Annotated in this window: 10 protein-coding genes; 5 read left to right on the top strand and 5 right to left on the bottom strand. The window is 66.4% G+C overall.

Annotated elements, in window-relative coordinates:
- Nucleotides 1-9: 9 nt before the first annotated feature.
- The 3 genes from LFL96_RS11685 to dapC form a co-directional block, all read right to left on the bottom strand.
- Nucleotides 10-375, bottom strand: a complete 366-nt coding sequence (locus LFL96_RS11685) for an ArsC family reductase (RefSeq protein ID WP_011488878.1) — start codon at nucleotides 373-375, stop codon at nucleotides 10-12.
- Nucleotides 375-1,202 (bottom strand): 2,3,4,5-tetrahydropyridine-2,6-dicarboxylate N-succinyltransferase, encoded by an 828-nt coding sequence (gene dapD, locus LFL96_RS11680; RefSeq protein WP_280995405.1) that lies wholly within the window; start codon nucleotides 1,200-1,202, stop codon nucleotides 375-377. Before dapD ends, LFL96_RS11685 begins: the two co-directional genes overlap by 1 nt.
- Nucleotides 1,203-1,354: 152 nt before the next feature.
- A complete protein-coding gene (gene dapC / locus LFL96_RS11675; protein WP_280995404.1) occupies nucleotides 1,355-2,593 on the bottom strand; it encodes a succinyldiaminopimelate transaminase in 1,239 nt (412 codons plus the stop codon).
- Nucleotides 2,594-3,051: 458 nt separating this feature from the next.
- Between dapC and LFL96_RS11670 the strand changes: the two genes are divergently transcribed.
- The 5 genes from LFL96_RS11670 (at nucleotide 3,052) to def (ending at nucleotide 11,912) form a co-directional block, all read left to right on the top strand.
- Nucleotides 3,052-4,047: a DMT family transporter gene (locus LFL96_RS11670; RefSeq protein WP_280995403.1), complete on the top strand. Its 996-nt coding sequence runs from the start codon at nucleotides 3,052-3,054 to the stop codon at nucleotides 4,045-4,047.
- A gap of 149 nt (nucleotides 4,048-4,196) precedes the next feature.
- On the top strand, nucleotides 4,197-7,715 hold the full coding sequence (gene smc / locus LFL96_RS11665) for a chromosome segregation protein SMC (protein ID WP_280995402.1): 3,519 nt from the start codon (nucleotides 4,197-4,199) through the stop codon (nucleotides 7,713-7,715).
- Between the two features lie 117 nt (nucleotides 7,716-7,832).
- Nucleotides 7,833-9,143, top strand: a complete 1,311-nt coding sequence (locus LFL96_RS11660; RefSeq protein WP_280995401.1) for a cell division protein ZipA C-terminal FtsZ-binding domain-containing protein — start codon at nucleotides 7,833-7,835, stop codon at nucleotides 9,141-9,143.
- Between the two features lie 172 nt (nucleotides 9,144-9,315).
- Complete coding sequence (ligA, locus tag LFL96_RS11655; RefSeq protein ID WP_280995400.1) at nucleotides 9,316-11,382, top strand: NAD-dependent DNA ligase LigA; 2,067 nt, start codon at nucleotides 9,316-9,318, stop codon at nucleotides 11,380-11,382.
- The gene (gene def, locus LFL96_RS11650; protein ID WP_280995399.1) at nucleotides 11,379-11,912 is read left to right on the top strand and encodes a peptide deformylase; all 534 of its coding nucleotides are present in this window, start codon (nucleotides 11,379-11,381) and stop codon (nucleotides 11,910-11,912) included. Before ligA ends, def begins: the two co-directional genes overlap by 4 nt.
- A gap of 160 nt (nucleotides 11,913-12,072) precedes the next feature.
- On the opposite strand, the gene LFL96_RS11645 is transcribed toward def, so the two are convergent.
- Both LFL96_RS11645 and LFL96_RS11640 read right to left on the bottom strand, forming a co-directional pair.
- Complete coding sequence (locus LFL96_RS11645; RefSeq protein ID WP_280995398.1) at nucleotides 12,073-14,331, bottom strand: pseudouridine synthase; 2,259 nt, start codon at nucleotides 14,329-14,331, stop codon at nucleotides 12,073-12,075.
- Nucleotides 14,332-14,337: 6 nt separating this feature from the next.
- On the bottom strand, nucleotides 14,338-16,917 hold the full coding sequence (locus LFL96_RS11640; RefSeq protein WP_280995397.1) for a [protein-PII] uridylyltransferase: 2,580 nt from the start codon (nucleotides 16,915-16,917) through the stop codon (nucleotides 14,338-14,340).
- Between the last annotated feature and the right edge of the window lie 37 nt (nucleotides 16,918-16,954).

Below are 16,954 nucleotides of genomic sequence, written 5' to 3'. Positions count from 1 at the left end.
GAACAGCGTTCAAGCAAACAGCGCCGCGTACTCGTCGGCGGAAAAACCGAGCGACTTGACGCGGCCGTTGACCACCAGCACCGGCCGCTTGATCACCGACGGCTTGTGGATCATCAACGCGATCGCGCCCGGCTGCGTGTCCGCCGCCGCCTTCATGTCGTCGGACAGGCCGCGCCATGTCGTGCCGCGACGGTTCAGCAGCGCGTCGAGCTTGACGTCCTTCAGCCAGTCCTGCACCAGCGGCTCGGTCACGCCATGCTTCTTGAAGTCGTGAAACTCGAACTCGACGCCGTGCTCTTCCAGCCACACGCGGGCCTTCTTCACGGTGTCGCAGTTCGGGATGCCGTACACGACGGTCTTCGTGCCGCGCGCCATCAATCGCCTCGCAGCAGCTCGTTCAGGCCGACCTTCGCGCGGGTCTTCGCGTCGACCTTCTTGACGATCACCGCGCAGTACAGGCTGTGCGAGCCGTCCTTCGACGGCAGGTTGCCCGCCACCACCACCGAGCCCGCCGGAATGCGGCCGTAGGTGACTTCGCCGGTTTCGCGGTCGTAGATCTTGGTGCTCTGGCCGAGGTACACGCCCATCGAGATCACCGAGTTTTCCTCGACGATCACGCCTTCCACGACTTCCGAGCGCGCGCCGATGAAGCAGTTGTCCTCGATGATGACCGGGTTCGCCTGCAGCGGCTCCAGCACGCCGCCGATGCCCACGCCGCCCGACAGGTGCACGTTCTTGCCGATCTGCGCGCACGAGCCGACGGTGGCCCACGTGTCGACCATCGTGCCTTCGTCGACGTAGGCGCCGATGTTGGTGTACGACGGCATCAACACGACGTTCTTCGCGATGAACGAGCCGCGGCGCGCAATGGCGGGCGGCACCACGCGGAAGCCGCCGGCCGCGAAGTCTTCGGCGGTGTAGTTGGCGAACTTCGACGGCACCTTGTCGTAGAACTGGCTGTAGCCGCCGGCCGGCATCGGCGCGTTGTCTTCGAGGCGGAACGACAGCAGCACGGCCTTCTTCAGCCACTGATTGACGACCCAGCCGCCGTCCTTCTTCTCGGCGACGCGCAGCGCACCCTTGTCCAGTTGTTCGATCGCGTGGGCGACGGCTTCGCGCACGTCGGCCGGAGCGGCCTTCGGCGACAGTTCGGCGCGGTTTTCCCAGGCGTTGTCAATGATGCTCTGAAGTTGTTGCGACATATGCGTGATTTTCTGAAGAGTTGAAGTCTGAAGATGGGAATGCGGCGCGCGGTGCGCGGGGCAGTGGCTCGCGACGCCGAAGCGCCGCGCGCATGGACATTGCTCCCGCCACTGTTCCTGTCGCTGCTGCTGTGTCGTAACCCGCCGCGAACTCAGCCCGCGAGCGAGCGGCAAAAGTCGACGATACGCTGTGCGCCTTGCGTGCATTCGTCGACGTCGGCGACCAGCGCCATGCGCACGAAATTGCGGCCGGGGTTCACGCCGTGCGCGGTGCGCGCGAGGAACGAGCCGGGCAGAACCGTCACATTATAGTCGGCGTAAAGGCGCTGGGCGAACTCGGTGTCCGACAGGCCGGTGCGCGAGACGTCCGCCCACAGGTAGAACGCGGCGTCCGGCAGACGCACGTCGAGCACCTCGGCGAGCATCGGCGTGACGGTGGAAAACTTCTGCAGATACTTCGCGCGGTTCTCGCGCACGTGCGTCTCGTCGTTCCAGGCCGCGATGCTGGCATTCTGGAATACCGTCGACAAGGCCGCGCCGTGGTATGTCCGGTATAGCAGGAAGTCCTTGAGGATCGCGGCGTCGCCGGCCACGAAGCCGGAGCGCATGCCCGGCACGTTCGAGCGCTTGGACAGGCTCGACAGCATCACGAGCCGCTCGAAACCGCGGCCCAAGCGCTGCGCCGCTTCCAGACCGCCGAGCGGCGGCTGCGCTTCGTCGAAGTAGATCTCCGAATAGCATTCGTCCGACGCGATCACGAAGCCGTAGCGGTCCGACAGCGCGAACAGTTCGCGCCAGTCGTCGAGCGTGAGCACCGCGCCGGTCGGGTTGCCCGGCGAGCATACGTACAGCAGCTGGGTGCGCGCCCAGATATCGGCGGGGACCGCCGAATAGTCGCACGCGAAGTTGCGCGCCGGGTCGCTGTTCACGAAGTACGGCTGCGCGCCGGCAAGCAACGCGGCGCCTTCGTAGATTTGGTAGAACGGGTTCGGACAGAGTACGATCGCAGGCTCGTTGTCAGCCTGGCCATCAGCCTGGCCGCGGCCACGCTTCGGATCGAGCACCGTCTGCGCGAGCGCGAACAGCGCCTCGCGCGAGCCCGACACCGGTAGCACCTGGGTGGCCGGATCGACCGGCGACAGATGGTAGCGCTGCGTGACCCATGCCGCGATCGCTTCGCGCAGCGCCGGCGTGCCGGCCGTGGCCGGATACGCGGCGAGACCGCCGAGCGACGCGATCACGGCGTCGCGGATCAGCGTGGGCGTCGGATGTTTCGGCTCGCCGATGCCGAAGCTGATGTGCGCGAGGCCGGCGGGCGGCGTGACGTCCTTGAAAAGCGCGCGCAGCTTTTCGAACGGATAGGGCTGGAGAGAGTCGAGTAGCGGGTTCACTGGGCGGACGAGCCTGATCGAGAGTGGGCGCAGACGGATGAAGCGGGATGCTGGACACGCGGGCCGCTGGCGTGACGCCTGAGGCGGCGCGCAACGTAGGTGGCGCAAATGCGGAAGACATGCGGCACATACGCGGAAAAATGCGCGCCGGCCGGAAGCGGATAGCGGCGGCGAACGAAGGATTATAGCGTGGCGGCCGCTTCGTCGCGGCACGCACCGGACGGGTCCGGCATGGCAGGCGAACCCGTGAGGCAAAAACAGAATCGCGCCGGCATCAACCCGGCGCAACCCGCCAGGCGGCGCAGCGACTGCGTTGCAGCGGGAACGACGCGAACCGCCGACGGTTCGCGCAAAAGAGAAGCAGGAGCAGCAATGCACGCAGCAGTCCTCGGGAGTTCCAGACGCAAAGGGCGCATCGGACGCGTCCACCACGCGAACCCTGACGGGAGCGCCACATCATGAGCACCACGACCAACTGGCTTCGCAACGGCTGGCCGACGCTCGCGATCATGCTGGGCGCGTCGGTGTGGGGAATGATCTGGTATCCGCTGCGCATGCTGGCCGCGCTCGGCGTGACCGGCACGGCGGCGAGCGCGCTGACGAGCGCGGCCGGCTGCCTGTTCGTCTTGCTGGTGCGTTTCCGCGCGCTGAAGACCGTGCGCTGGCACTGGCTGCTGCCCGCGCTGGCGCTGGCCGCGGGCGTCACCAATCTCGGCTTCGTGTGGGGTTCGATTCACGGGCAGGTGATGCGCGTGCTGCTGCTGTTCTATCTCACCCCGGCATGGACCGCGCTGTTCGCGCATTTCATCCTGCACGAACGGTTGACGTGGGCGGGCGCGGGACTCGCCGCGCTGTCGCTGGCCGGCGCGATGACCATGCTGTGGTCGCCGCAGCTCGGCATCCCGGTGCCCGGCAATCTCGCCGAATGGGCCGGCCTCGCGGGCGGCATGGGCTTCGCGATGAGCAACGTGCTGATCCTCAAGACGAGCCGCGTCTTGCCGGAGATGCGGCCGGAAATGCGCACCGCGACGATCTTCGGCGGCGCGGCGGTGTTCAGCGCCTGCGCGTCGCTGTTCGAGGCGATGCCGGCGCCGCCCACCGGCGCGCATCTGGGCACGGCCGGTCTGCTGGTGCTCGGACTCGGCCTGCTGCTCGCGTCGAACAATATGCTGGTGCAATACGGACTGTCGCGCGTGCCGGCCAACCGGGCGTCGATCATCATGCTGTTCGAGATCGTCGTGACCGCCTTGTCCGCGTGGCTTTTCGCCGGCGAGACGCCCGGTCCGCGCGAATGGGCGGGCGGCTTGTGCATCGTGCTGGCCTCGGCGCTGTCCAGCTGGGTGCATCGCAGCAAGGCCGTGCCGCCGGACCCGGCGAGCGAGGACGCGAGCCCTGCCGGCGGCGTGGAAACAGACCGTAAGGACGGTAAGAACCGCTCACGCGCGATGGTATGATTGCCCCTCATTAGCCGGCGCATGCCTGACCGCGTGTAGCCGGCACTCGTGCCGCGCAGCGTCGCGGGCCGCGCCGCCGAACGGGCGAACGGTCCGCGCGGACTGCGCGAGCTACCCGATTCTTTCCCTTTTCAAACAGCGAAATCGCCGTGCGTCTGACCTCGATCAAACTCGCTGGCTTCAAGTCATTCGTCGATCCCACGCATTTCCAGGTTCCGGGCCAGCTTGTCGGCGTGGTCGGACCGAACGGGTGCGGCAAGTCCAACATCATCGACGCCGTGCGCTGGGTGCTCGGCGAATCGCGCGCCTCCGAGCTGCGCGGCGAGTCGATGCAGGACGTGATCTTCAACGGCTCGACCGCGCGCAAGCCGGGCAGCCGTGCCAGTGTCGAACTCGTGTTCGACAACGCCGACGGCCGTGCCGCCGGCCAGTGGGGCCAGTATGCCGAAATCGCCGTGAAGCGCGTGCTCACGCGCGACGGCACCTCGAGCTACTACATCAACAATCTGCCGGCGCGCCGCCGCGACATCCAGGACATCTTCCTCGGCACCGGTCTCGGGCCGCGCGCCTACGCGATCATCGGGCAGGGCATGATCGCGCGGCTGATCGAGGCGAAGCCCGAGGAACTGCGGGTGTTCCTGGAGGAAGCCGCGGGCGTGTCCAAGTACAAGGAACGCCGCCGCGAAACCGAAAACCGTCTGCACGACACGCGCGAGAATCTGACGCGGGTCGAGGACATCGTCCGCGAACTCGGCGCGAATCTCGAGAAGCTCGAAGCGCAGGCGATCGTCGCGACGAAATACAAGGATCTGCAAAGCGACGGCGAAGAGAAGCAGCGTCTCCTGTGGCTGTTGCGCAAGAACGAAGCCGGCGGCGAGCAGGAACGTCAGCAGCGCGCGATCGAACAGGCGCAGATCGACCTTGAAGCGCAGACCGCAAAGCTGCGCGAAGTCGAGGCGCAGCTCGAAACGCTGCGCGTCGCGCATTACTCCGCGAGCGATGCGATGCAGGGCGCGCAAGGCGCGCTCTACGAGGCCAACGCGGAAGTCAGCCGGCTCGAAGCCGAGATCAAGTTCATCGTCGAATCGCGTAACCGCGTGCAGGCGCAGATCGCCGCGTTGACCGCGCAGCGCGAACAGTGGCAATCGCAGGCGGAAAAGGCGCAAGGCGATCTCGAAGATGCCGAGGAACAACTCGCCGTCGCCGAGGAAAAGGCCGTTATCGCCGAAGAAGAAGCCGCCGCGAAGCACGACGCGATGCCCGCGCTCGAAGCGCGCTGGCGCGATGCGCAGAGCGAACTGAACGCGGAGCGCGGCGGCATCGCGCAGACGGAACAGGCGCTCAAGCTCGAAGCCGCGCATCAACGCAATGCCGACCAGCAACTGCAGCAGTTGCAGCAGCGTCACGAGCGGCTGAAGTCGGAAGCGGGCGGTCTCGACGCGCCCGACGAAACGCAGCTCGAGGAGTTGCGCATGCAGCTCGCCGAGCACGAGGAAATTCTCCACGACGCCCAGGCGCGTCTCGCGGACGCGCAGGAAACCCTGCCGCGTCTGGACGCCGAACGGCGCGCCGCCCAGGAGCGCGTGCAGTCGGAAAGCGCGCAGATTCATCAGCTCGACGCCCGGCTTGCCGCGCTCAAGCAACTGCAGGAAAACGTGCAGACCGAGGGCAAGATCCAGCCGTGGCTCGACAAGCACGAACTGGGTAGCCTGCCGCGTCTGTGGAAGAAGCTGCATGTCGAGGCCGGCTGGGAAGCCGCGCTCGAAGCCGTGCTGCGCGAGCGCCTCGCCGCGCTCGAAGTGTCGAATCTCGACTGGGTCAAGGCCTTCGCGACCGATGCGCCGCCCGCCAAGCTGGCGTTCTACGCGCCGCCGCTGGCCGCTCAGCCGGTTGCCGCGCCGGCTGCGTTGCGGCCGCTGCTGTCGCTGGTGCGGATCGACGACGCCGGCATTCGCGCGGTGCTGAACGACTGGCTCAGCCAGGTGTTCGTCGCGGACGACCTGCAGCAGGCGCTCGCCACGCGTTCGCAATTGCCGGAAGGCGGTGCCTTCGTCGTCAAGGCGGGGCATGTGGTGACGCGCGTCGGCGTGCAGTTGTATGCCGCCGATTCCGAACAGGCCGGCATGCTGGCCCGTCAGCAGGAAATCGAAAATCTCGGCCGCCAGGTGCGCGCGCAGGCTTTGCTCGCAGACGAAGCGAAGGCCGCCGCGATCCGCGCCGAAGCCGCGCACACGCAAGCCGCGCAGGCGCTGACCGACGTGCGTCAGCAGGCCGAGCGCGCGACCCAGCGCGTGCATGCATTGCAGATGGACGTGCTCAAGCTCACGCAGGCGCATGAGCGCTACACGCAGCGCAGCACGCAGATCCGCGAAGAGCTCGAAGAGATCACCGCTCAGATCGACGAACAGCGCGCGATGCGTGCGGAATCCGAAGCGAATTTCGAACGTCACGATGGCGAACTGGCCGAATTGCAGGCCCGCTTCGAAGATCATCAGCTCGCGTTCGAAGCGCTGGACGAAGCACTCACCGCCGCGCGCGGGCAATCGCGCGACCTCGATCGTGCCGCCACCGACGCGCGGTTCGCCGCGCGCAACATGGCGAACCGCATCGAGGAGTTGAAGCGCAGCATCCAGGTCGCGCATGAGCAGAGCGAACGCGTCGCGGCGTCGCTGGAAGACGCTCGCGCCGAGCTTGAAACCATCAACGAGCAGACCGCGCACACCGGCTTGCAGGACGCGCTCGACATCCGCGCGGTGAAGGAAGAGGCGCTGCATGCCGCGCGTCTCGAACTGGACGATCTGACCGCGAAGCTGCGCGCCGCGGACGAAACCCGTCTGACCGCCGAGCGCGCGTTGCAGCCGCTGCGCGACCGCATCAACGAATTGCAGTTGAAGGAACAGGCCGCGCGTCTGAACGGCGAGCAGTTCATCGAGCAACTGGCCGCGGCCGGTGTCGATGAAGCCGAGCTGCAGGCCAAGCTCACGCCGGACATGAAGCCGTCGTACCTGCAGGGCGAAGTCACGCGCATCAACAACGCGATCACCGCGCTTGGGCCCGTCAACATGGCCGCGCTCGACGAACTGAAGGCGGCGACCGAGCGCAAGGGCTTCCTCGACGCGCAGTCGCTGGATCTGAACAACGCGATCGAAACGCTCGAAGACGCGATCCGCAAGATCGACGCCGAAACGCGCACGCTGCTGCAAGGCACGTTCGACCAGGTGAATCACCACTTCGGCGAACTGTTCCCGCGTCTGTTCGGCGGCGGCCAGGCGAAGCTGATCATGACCGGCGACGAAATTCTCGACGCCGGCGTGCAGGTGATGGCGCAACCGCCGGGCAAGAAGAATTCGACGATTCACCTGCTGTCGGGCGGCGAAAAGGCGCTGACCGCCACCGCGCTGGTGTTCGCGATGTTCCAGCTGAATCCCGCGCCTTTCTGTCTGCTCGACGAAGTGGACGCGCCGCTCGACGACGCCAACACCGAACGTTTCGCGAACCTCGTGCGGGCGATGTCGGACAAGACCCAGTTCCTGTTCATTTCGCACAACAAGATCGCGATGGAAATGGCGCAGCAGCTGATCGGCGTGACCATGCAGGAGCAGGGCGTGTCGCGGATCGTGGCGGTCGACATGGAAACGGCTGCCGGTTTCGCCCAGAATATCGTTTGAGTTTCCGCTTGAATCGAACCGCGCGGGCGCCCGCGTTCAGCGCAGCGGCTCAAGGCCGCGTGCAACGCGAAGCGGGCGATCAGCCGCGCAGATAAAAGAATTGCTGATGGAGCATGCATGGACGAGTTGACACTCGGTTTGATCGGCGCTGGCGCCGTGGTGGTCGGGGGAGTGGTCGTGTACAACGCGTGGCAGGGTGCGAAGGTGCGTCGCAAGATGCCGCGCCCGATGCCGGCCGATAGCGCCGAGAGCTTCGCGCGCGACGACCAGGAAGAGCAGAGCCCGTTCATCGAGCCGGCCCGGCCGGCCACGCGCCGCGAGCCGGTCGTCGGTGCCGACGCGGCGGCGGATACAGGCGCCGCGCGCGTCGAGCCGACGTTCGGCGCGGCGGCGCCGCTGGACACGGCGGCCGATATCCAGGCCGAGACGACCACGCCGAACGGGTATCCGGAAAGCGAAGGCATCGCCGAGGCTGAAGGCGGCACACCGGCCGGGGCTGAAGCGGCTCATGGCGCACACGGCGCGCATGGCACACATGGCACTCATGGCACTCATGGCGACGAACCCGTCGAACCGATCCTGCCCGCCGCCACGACGATCTCGTCGGCGCCGCCGGCCATCGTCGACCGGCGCATCGACTGTATCGTGCCGATCCGGCTGAATGGCCCGGTGGCCGGCGACAAGGTGATTCCGCTCGCGCAGCGTCTGCGCCGCGCCGGCAGCAAGCCGGTGCATATCGAAGGCAAGCTCGAAGGCGGCGCGTGGGAACTGCTGCAAAACGGCGCGCGCTACGAAGAACTGCGCGCGGCCGCGCAACTGGCGAACCGCAGCGGCGCGCTGAACGAACTGGAGTTCTCGGAGTTCGTGACCGGCGTCCAGCAATTCGCTGACGCGCTGGACGCGGCGCCGGAATTCCCCGACATGCTCGAAACCGTCGCGATGGCGCGCGAGCTGGACGGCTTTGCCGCGCAGTGCGACGCGCAGTTGTCGATCAATGTGCTGTCCGACGGCGCGCCGTGGTCGGCCAACTACGTGCAGGCGGTCGCGTCGCAGGACGGTCTGCTGCTGTCGCGCGACGGCACGCGCTTCGTCAAGCTCGACGCGAAGCAAAGCCCGGTATTCATGCTGCAGTTCGGCGACACCAACTTCCTGCGCGACGACCTGACCTACAAGGGCGGCCAGATGATCACGCTGGTGCTCGACGTGCCGGTCGCCGACGAAGACATCCTGCCGTTCCGGCTGATGTGCGACTACGCGAAATCGTTGGCCGAGCGTATCGGTGGACGGGTGGTCGACGACGGCCGCCGGCCGCTGCCGGAAAGCGCGCTGCTGGCGATCGAAAAGCAGCTGATGACGCTGTACGCGAAACTCGAACAGGCCGGCATTCCGGCGGGTTCGCCGGCCACGCGCCGGTTGTTCAGCCAGTAAGCGTCGAAGCCCCGGGATTTTCCCGAACGCGTTTGCCGACGGCCGCACGATGTGCGGCCGTTGTCGTTTGCACGGATGGCGCGCGCCTGCCACCCCTCATCCGGCCGATGTAAAGGGGCACGCTTCCTGCCATAATCCCAGTCTGAATTTCACTGAAAAATTGTCCCAACGTATGGCCCGAACCCCCGCCTCCGACCCGGCAAACAGCGCGCCCGCAGAACGCGCCGCGTGGCTGCGCGCGGAACTCGAACGCGCGAATTACGCGTACTACGTGCTCGATCAGCCGGATTTGCCGGACGCCGAGTACGACAAGCTGTTCAAGGAGCTGGAGCGCCTCGAGGGCGAGCATCCCGATCTGATCGTGCCGGACTCGCCGACCCAGCGCGTGGGCGGCGAAGCGGCGAGCGGCTTCGAGCCGGTCGTGCACGACCAGCCGATGCTGTCGCTGAACAACGGTTTCGCCGACGAAGACATCGTCGCGTTCGACAAACGCGTCGGCGACGCGCTTGGCAAGAACGCGAGCGAGCCGCCGGTGCCGGTCGACTACGCGGCGGAACTCAAATTCGACGGCCTTGCGATCTCGTTGCGCTACGTCGACGGTGTGTTCGTGCAGGCCGCCACGCGCGGCGACGGCGCGACCGGCGAGAACGTCACCGAAAACGTCCGCACGATCCGCTCGATCCCGCTCAAGCTCAAGGGCAAGCGCATCCCGCGCGTGCTCGACGTGCGCGGCGAAGTGCTGATGTTCAAGCGCGACTTCGAGCGTCTGAACGAACGCCAGCGCGCCGCCGGGCAGAAGGAATTCGCGAATCCGCGCAATGCGGCGGCGGGCAGCTTGCGGCAACTCGATTCGAAGATCACCGCGCAACGGCCGCTGTCGTTTTTCGCGTATGGGATCGGCGTGCTCGAAGGCTTCGAGATGCCGGGCACGCATAGCGACATGCTCGACTGGTACAAGGAACTCGGTTTGCCGGTGAACGGCGAACGGGCGGTGGTGCAGGGCGCCGACGGTTTGCTCGGGTTTTTCCACGGCATCGGCGAGAAGCGCGACAGCCTGCCGTACGACATCGACGGCGTGGTGTACAAGGTCAACCGGCGCGACGAGCAGGACACGCTCGGCTTCGTGTCGCGCGCGCCGCGTTTCGCGCTCGCGCATAAATTTCCCGCGCAGGAAGCGCTCACGCGGTTGCTCGCGATCGACGTGCAGGTCGGCCGTACCGGTGCGATCACGCCGGTGGCGCGGCTGGAGCCGGTGTTCGTCGGCGGCGCGACGGTGACGAACGCCACGCTGCATAACGAGGACGAAGTGCGCCGCAAGGATATCCGGATCGGCGACACGGTGATCGTGCGGCGTGCCGGCGACGTGATTCCCGAGGTGGTGAGCGCGCTGCTCGATCGTCGCCCGGACGACGCCCGCGAGTTCGTGATGCCCACCCAATGCCCGGTGTGCGGCTCGGCCATCGAGCGGCTGCCGGACGAGGCGATCGCACGCTGCACCGGCGGCCTGTTCTGTCCGGCGCAACGCAAGCAGGCGCTGTGGCATTTCGCGCAGCGGCGCGCGCTGGATATCGACGGTTTGGGCGAAAAGATCATCGATCAACTGGTCGAGCAGAACCTCGTGCGCACGCCGGCCGATCTGTTCAACCTCGGTTTCTCGACGCTCGCGGAACTCGACCGTTTCGCCGACAAATCCGCGCAGAATCTGCTCGATTCGCTCGAAAAGGCCAAGCACACCACGCTCGCGCGCTTCATCTACGCGCTCGGTATCCGTCACGTCGGCGAATCCACCGCGAAAGATCTGGCGAAGCATTTCGGCTCGCTGACGCCGATCATGGATGCGTCGGTGGAAGCCTTGCTCGAAGTCAACGATGTGGGACCGGTGGTGGCCGAGTCGCTGCATCAATTCTTCGCCGAGGAACACAACCGCACGGTGATCGAGCAGTTGCGCGCGCCGGGCAAGGTGAGCTGGCCCGAAGGTCCGCCCGCGCCGAAGGCGCCGCAAGGCGTGCTGGCCGGCAAGACGGTGGTGCTGACCGGCACCTTGCCGACGCTGGCCCGCGAGGAAGCGAAGGAGATGCTCGAAGCGGCCGGCGCGAAGGTGGCGGGCTCGGTGTCGAAGAAGACCGATTACGTGGTGGCCGGTGCCGAAGCGGGCAGCAAGCTGACGAAGGCCGAGGAACTCGGCATTCGCATACTCGACGAAGATGGATTGCGTAAGCTCCTGGAGGGGCAGTTATGATTCGCGAAATTCTCAAGATGGGCGATCCGCGTTTGCTGCAAATCGCCGAGCCGGTCGATCATTTCGACACGCCCGAATTGCACGAGCTCATCAAGGACATGTTCGAGACCATGCACGATGCCAATGGCGCGGGCCTTGCCGCGCCGCAGATCGGCGTGAATCTGCAGGTGGTGATCTTCGGCTTCGGTCACAACGAACGCTATCCGGATGCGCCGCCGGTGCCCGAGACGGTGCTGATCAATCCGACCATCACGCCGGTGTCGCAAGACATGGAAGAGGGGTGGGAGGGCTGTCTGTCGGTGCCGGGTTTGCGCGGCGCGGTGAGCCGTTTTTCGATGATCAAGTACCACGGCTTCGATCAGTTCGGCAAACCGATCGATCGCGTCGCCGAGGGCTTCCACGCGCGTGTCGTGCAGCATGAATGCGATCACCTGATCGGCAAGCTGTATCCGATGCGGATCAACGACTTTGCGAAGTTCGGTTTCACCGAAGTGCTGTTTCCGGATCTGGATCCGAATAGCGACGATTGAGCGAAGCCGCGGTGGTCCCGTTGGTCCCGTGGTCTCGTTCGCTCCGGCGGAAAATGGTCTCGTTGGAAAAAAACCCCACGTTCGCGAGAACGTGGGGTTTTTGTTTGATGACGCGTGGGCGCCGCATCGCGGTCCAGCGTGACCGCGCGATTTCGATGCGTCAGAAGGACTCGTCCGGCGCCAGATAGCGCCATTGACCCGGCGGCAGCGCGCCCAGCATCACCTGTCCCATCCGCACGCGTTTCAGGCCGATCACTTCGAGGCCGACGAGTTCGCACATGCGACGAATCTGGCGCTTCTTGCCTTCGCGCAGCACGAAGCGCAACTGCTCGCCGTTTTGCCAGTTGACCTGAGCGGGCTTCAGCGGCTGATCGTCGAGCGACAGGCCGTGGCACAGGAGCGCGAGACTGTCCGCCGGGAAATGGCTTTCGACGTCGACCGTGTGCTCGCCGTACGCGACGCGCACCAGATACTCCTTGTCGATCTCCGAATGACCGCCGATCAATTGCTTGGCGACGCGGCCGTCCTGCGTGAGCACCAGCAGGCCCGTCGAATCGATGTCCAGACGGCCGGCCGGCGCCAGTTGCCGCAGATGCGCAACCGAGAAACGGATGTCCGAGTGGTCGCCTTCCCAGCGGTTTTCCGGCGTGACGAGCGTGACAGCTGGCTGATAGCCGTCTTCCGCCTGACCCGACACGAGACCGACCGGCTTGTGGATCAGCACCGTCACCTGGCTGGCCTGCGCGGCTTCCGCGGCCGGATCGATCTCGATGCGCTGATCCGGGCGGACCTTGGTGCCGAGCGTGTCGATGCGTTCGCCATCCACCAGCACCCAGCCTTTTTCGATCCACTCGTCGGCTTCGCGGCGCGAGCAGAGGCCGAGTTCGGACATCAGTTTCGAGAGCCGCAGCGTGCCCGGCGCGTCTTCGTAATCGCGACGCGGGGTGCGGCGTGGGGTGTCGTCGCCGTGGTTGTCGTGGTCGCCGTGGTCGTTGCGATCCTGGTCGATGTGGCCGGCGCGCGCGTTGGACTGGGGCGCGCGGGGTTGGTCGCCGTGTGCTTTGTTGCCGTGCGGCTTGTCGGCGCGCGCGGGACGGTCGTCGGCGAAGCGACGGCCGGCTGACGGCGCGCTTTTGTCGAAGCTGCGGGCAGGGCGATCCGTGCGATCGCCGTAGCCGTCTTTTACCGGCTTCGCGAAGCTGCGTGCGCCACGGTCGGACGAACCGCGTTCGCCTTCGAAACGGCGCGGTGCGCTGTCGCTGCGCGGGCCACGGTCGCTGTTGAAGCGCGGACGGTCGTCGCGGTCACGTTCGCCGCGTGCGCCGCCTTCCGGCGGACGACGCGAATCAGGACGCGAGTCGAACGAACGGCGTTCGCCGTCGTCGCGACGCGGCGGACGGTCGCCGAAAGGGCGCGGGGCGCGTTCGCCGCGATCGCCGGCGCCTTCGAATTTGCGCGGGGCGCGTTCGCCGCGATCGCCGGCGCCTTCGAATTTGCGCGGAGCGCGTTCGCCGCGATCGCCGGCGCCTTCGAATCGACGCGGAGCGCGTTCACCCCGGTCGCCAGCGCCTTCAAATCGACGCGGGGCGCGTTCGCCGCGATCACCAGCGCCTTCGAATTTGCGTGGAGCGCGTTCGCTGCGGTCACCGGCGCCTTCGAACCGACGCGGGGCGCGTTCGCCGCGATCACCCGCACCTTCGAACTTACGCGGAGCGCGTTCGCCACGATCGCCTGCGCCTTCGAATCGACGCGGAGCGCGTTCGCTGCGATCGCCAGCGCCTTCAAACTTACGCGGGGCGCGTTCGCCGCGATCGCCAGCACCTTCGAACTTACGCGGAGCACGTTCGCCGCGATCGCCAGCGCCTTCGAACTTACGCGGAGCACGTTCGCCGCGATCACCAGCGCCTTCGAACTTACGCGGAGCGCGTTCGCCGCGATCGCCAGCACCTTCGAACTTACGCGGAGCGCGTTCGCCCCGATCGCCAGCGCCTTCGAATCGACGCGGAGCGCGTTCGCCCCGATCGCCAGCGCCTTCGAATCGACGCGGAGCACGTTCGCCACGATCACCAGCGCCTTCAAACCTACGCGGAGCACGTTCGCCCCGATCACCCGCACCTTCAAACTTACGCGGAGCACGCCCACCCCGATCACCCGCATCCCGCTCACGCGAAAAAGACCGATCCGATCCTTCCGCACGCGGCGCACGCGCGCCGGCGCCGGCCGGCTTGCCGCCCGCTCCGCCAGTGCTCCGTTTGCCCGCACCCGCGCCGCTGGAACCTGCCGTCGACGGTCCCGTACCCTCCGGCCGGGCCGGACGCACGGGACGCGTCGGCTTACGCGCCGACGTGCTGCCGGTACGGACAGGGGCGCGTTCGGACGAAGCCGGCCGCGGATGCTTGGCTGTTAACTTGATTCGCATGAAATCTCACACTGCGATCGCGCGCAGCAGTTCGGTCTCGACCTGAATTTGCAGACGGTTGTCCGACAGGCCGTGTCCATCCAGCAGAAACACGTCTTCGACGCGTTCGCCGAGCGTATTGATCCGCGCCGAGGCGACGCCGACCCGATGCTCGGCCAGCACGCGCGCGATCGAATAAAGAAGGCCTGGCCGGTCGTTGCACGACACGGACAGGATGTAATATTGGCCGCGCTCGTCGGCCCGAAGGTCGACACGCGGCGTCACCGGGAAGGTCCGCGAAAGCCGCGACAAACGGCCCTTCGACGGTCCCGGCAGCAGGGTGCCGTCGCCGGTGAGGCGGGCGGTCAGTTCCTGCTCGACGAGATTCGCAATATCGCGATAATGCACGTCTTCCTCGGTATGCGCGACGAGGAAATTATCGAGCGCATAGCCATGGCGGGTCGTGCTGACCCGCGCATCCAGCACCGACAGGCCGTTGCGGTCGAAATACGCGCAAATGCCCGCGAACAGATCGGGCTGATCCTTCACGTACACCAGCACCTGCAACGCCTCGCCGATCGGCGACGGACGCGCCCTCACGATCGGCACGGGCGTCTCGACATGACGCGACAGCACGCGGGTTTGCCACGCGATGTCCGCCGCGTCGTGACGCAGGAAATAGCCGATATCGAGCTTGTCCCACAACGCGGTCTGCGCGCCTTCCGGCACGGTTTCGAGGCGCAGCAGCGCGAGCGCCTCTTCCTGACGCGATTTCAGTTCCGAATGCGCGTCCGGCCGCGCGCCGCCCAGCACGGCGAGCGTCGCCCGGTACAGGTCTTCGAGCAGCTTGCCCTTCCACGTATTCCAGACCTTCGGACTGGTGCCGCGGATATCGGCGACCGTCAGCAGGTACAGCGCCGTCAGCCGGCGCTCGGTGCCGACCAGTTCGGCGAAGCGCTTGATGACTTCCGGGTCGCTCGTGTCCTGTTTCTGCGCGACCTGGCTCATGGTCAGATGCTGCTGCACCAGCCAGACCACCAGCGCGCCGTCGTCGCCCTCGATGCCGTGGCTGCGGCAGAAACGCCGCGCATCGGCCATGCCGAGCGTGGAATGATCGCCGCCGCGGCCTTTCGCGATGTCGTGAAACAGCGCCGCCACGTACAGCACCCACGGCCGGTCGAAATTGACGATCAGCTGGCTGCAGAACGGATACTCGTGCGCGTGCTCGGCCACCGCGAAGCGGCGCAGGTTACGCAGCACCATCAGGATGTGCTGATCGACCGTGTACACGTGATACAGGTCGTGCTGCATCTGCCCGACGATGCGCCGGAAATTCAGCAGATAGCGCCCAAGCACGCTGGTCTGGTTCATCAGCCGCAACGCGTGCGTGACGCCGGCCGGCTGTTTGAGGATTTCCATGAAGAGCCGGCGGTTTTCCGGATCGCGCCGCCAGTGCTGGTCCATCGCGTCGCGGGCGTTGTAGATCGCGCGCAGCGTGCGCGCCGACAGACCCTTGACGCCGGGCGTCAGCTCGTACAGCAGGAACGCTTCGAGGATCGCGTTCGGCTCGCGCTGGAACACGTCGTCGCTGGCGATTTCCAGCATGCCCTGTTTTTCGACGAAACGATCCGTCAGCACCCGCGTGATGCCGCTCGTGCTCGGGAAAAGTTGCGCCTCGATGTTCTGGATCAGGATCGTGGCGAGCTGCGTGACGGCCTTGGCGGACCAGTAATAGCGGCGCATCAGCTGTTCGCTGGCGCGCTTGGTGGCGGTCGGCTGGTAGCCGAAGCTCTCGGCCACCGGCGTTTGCAGATCGAACACCAGAATGTCCTGGCGGCGTCCGGCGATCACGTGCAGCCGTGCGCGCAGCGCCTTCAGAAAGCCCTCGTTGCGGCGCAGCTCGCGCGCTTCGCGCTCGGTGATCAGGCCGCGCGCTTCCAGTTCCCGCCAACTGCTGCCGAAGCCGGCCGCCTGCGTGATCCACAGAATCAGTTGCAGATCGCGCAGTCCGCCAGGACTTTCCTTGATGTTCGGTTCGAGCGAGTAGGGCGTGTCCTGGAATTTGGCGTGGCGCTGGCGCATTTCCAGCACCTTCGCCTGGAAGAAGGCCTTCGGGTCGAGCGCGTCGCGATAGCGTTTCGCGAAATCGTCGAACAGCGGCGCGCTGCCGGTGATGCGACGCGCTTCGAGCAGCGAAGTGCGCACGGTGACGTCGTTGGCGGCTTCTTCGAGGCATTGCGACACGCTGCGCACGCTGCTGCCGAGTTCCAGCCCCAGATCCCACGCGAGGCTGATAAACCGCTCGATGCGCGCTTCGAGATGCGCGACCGGCGATTCCGGCAGCAGCACCAGGATGTCGATGTCCGAATGCGGCGCCAGTTCGCCGCGCCCGTAGCCGCCGACTGCCAGCAACGCGAGGTCGGGCGGCAGTTCGCAGGTGTCCCAGGCGGCGCGCAGCGAGTTGTCGGTGGCGCGCGCGAGGGCGGCCATCAACGCGTCGACGTTGGTGGCCGTCTTGAAGCGTTCCAGCAACTGGGCTTTGGCCACTTTGTAGTCCGCCTTGAGCGACGTGGCATGGGATGGGGCGACGGCGGGAACACTACTCATTGGCAGGTGGCGGGCAGCGGGCGGACAGTGGGCGGGA

This window comes from Paraburkholderia sp. D15 (genome assembly GCF_029910215.1).
Classification (GTDB): Bacteria; Pseudomonadota; Gammaproteobacteria; order Burkholderiales; family Burkholderiaceae; genus Paraburkholderia.
The sequence above is the reverse complement of the archived record's forward strand: the minus strand, read 5'-3'. Positions and strand labels throughout refer to the sequence as shown.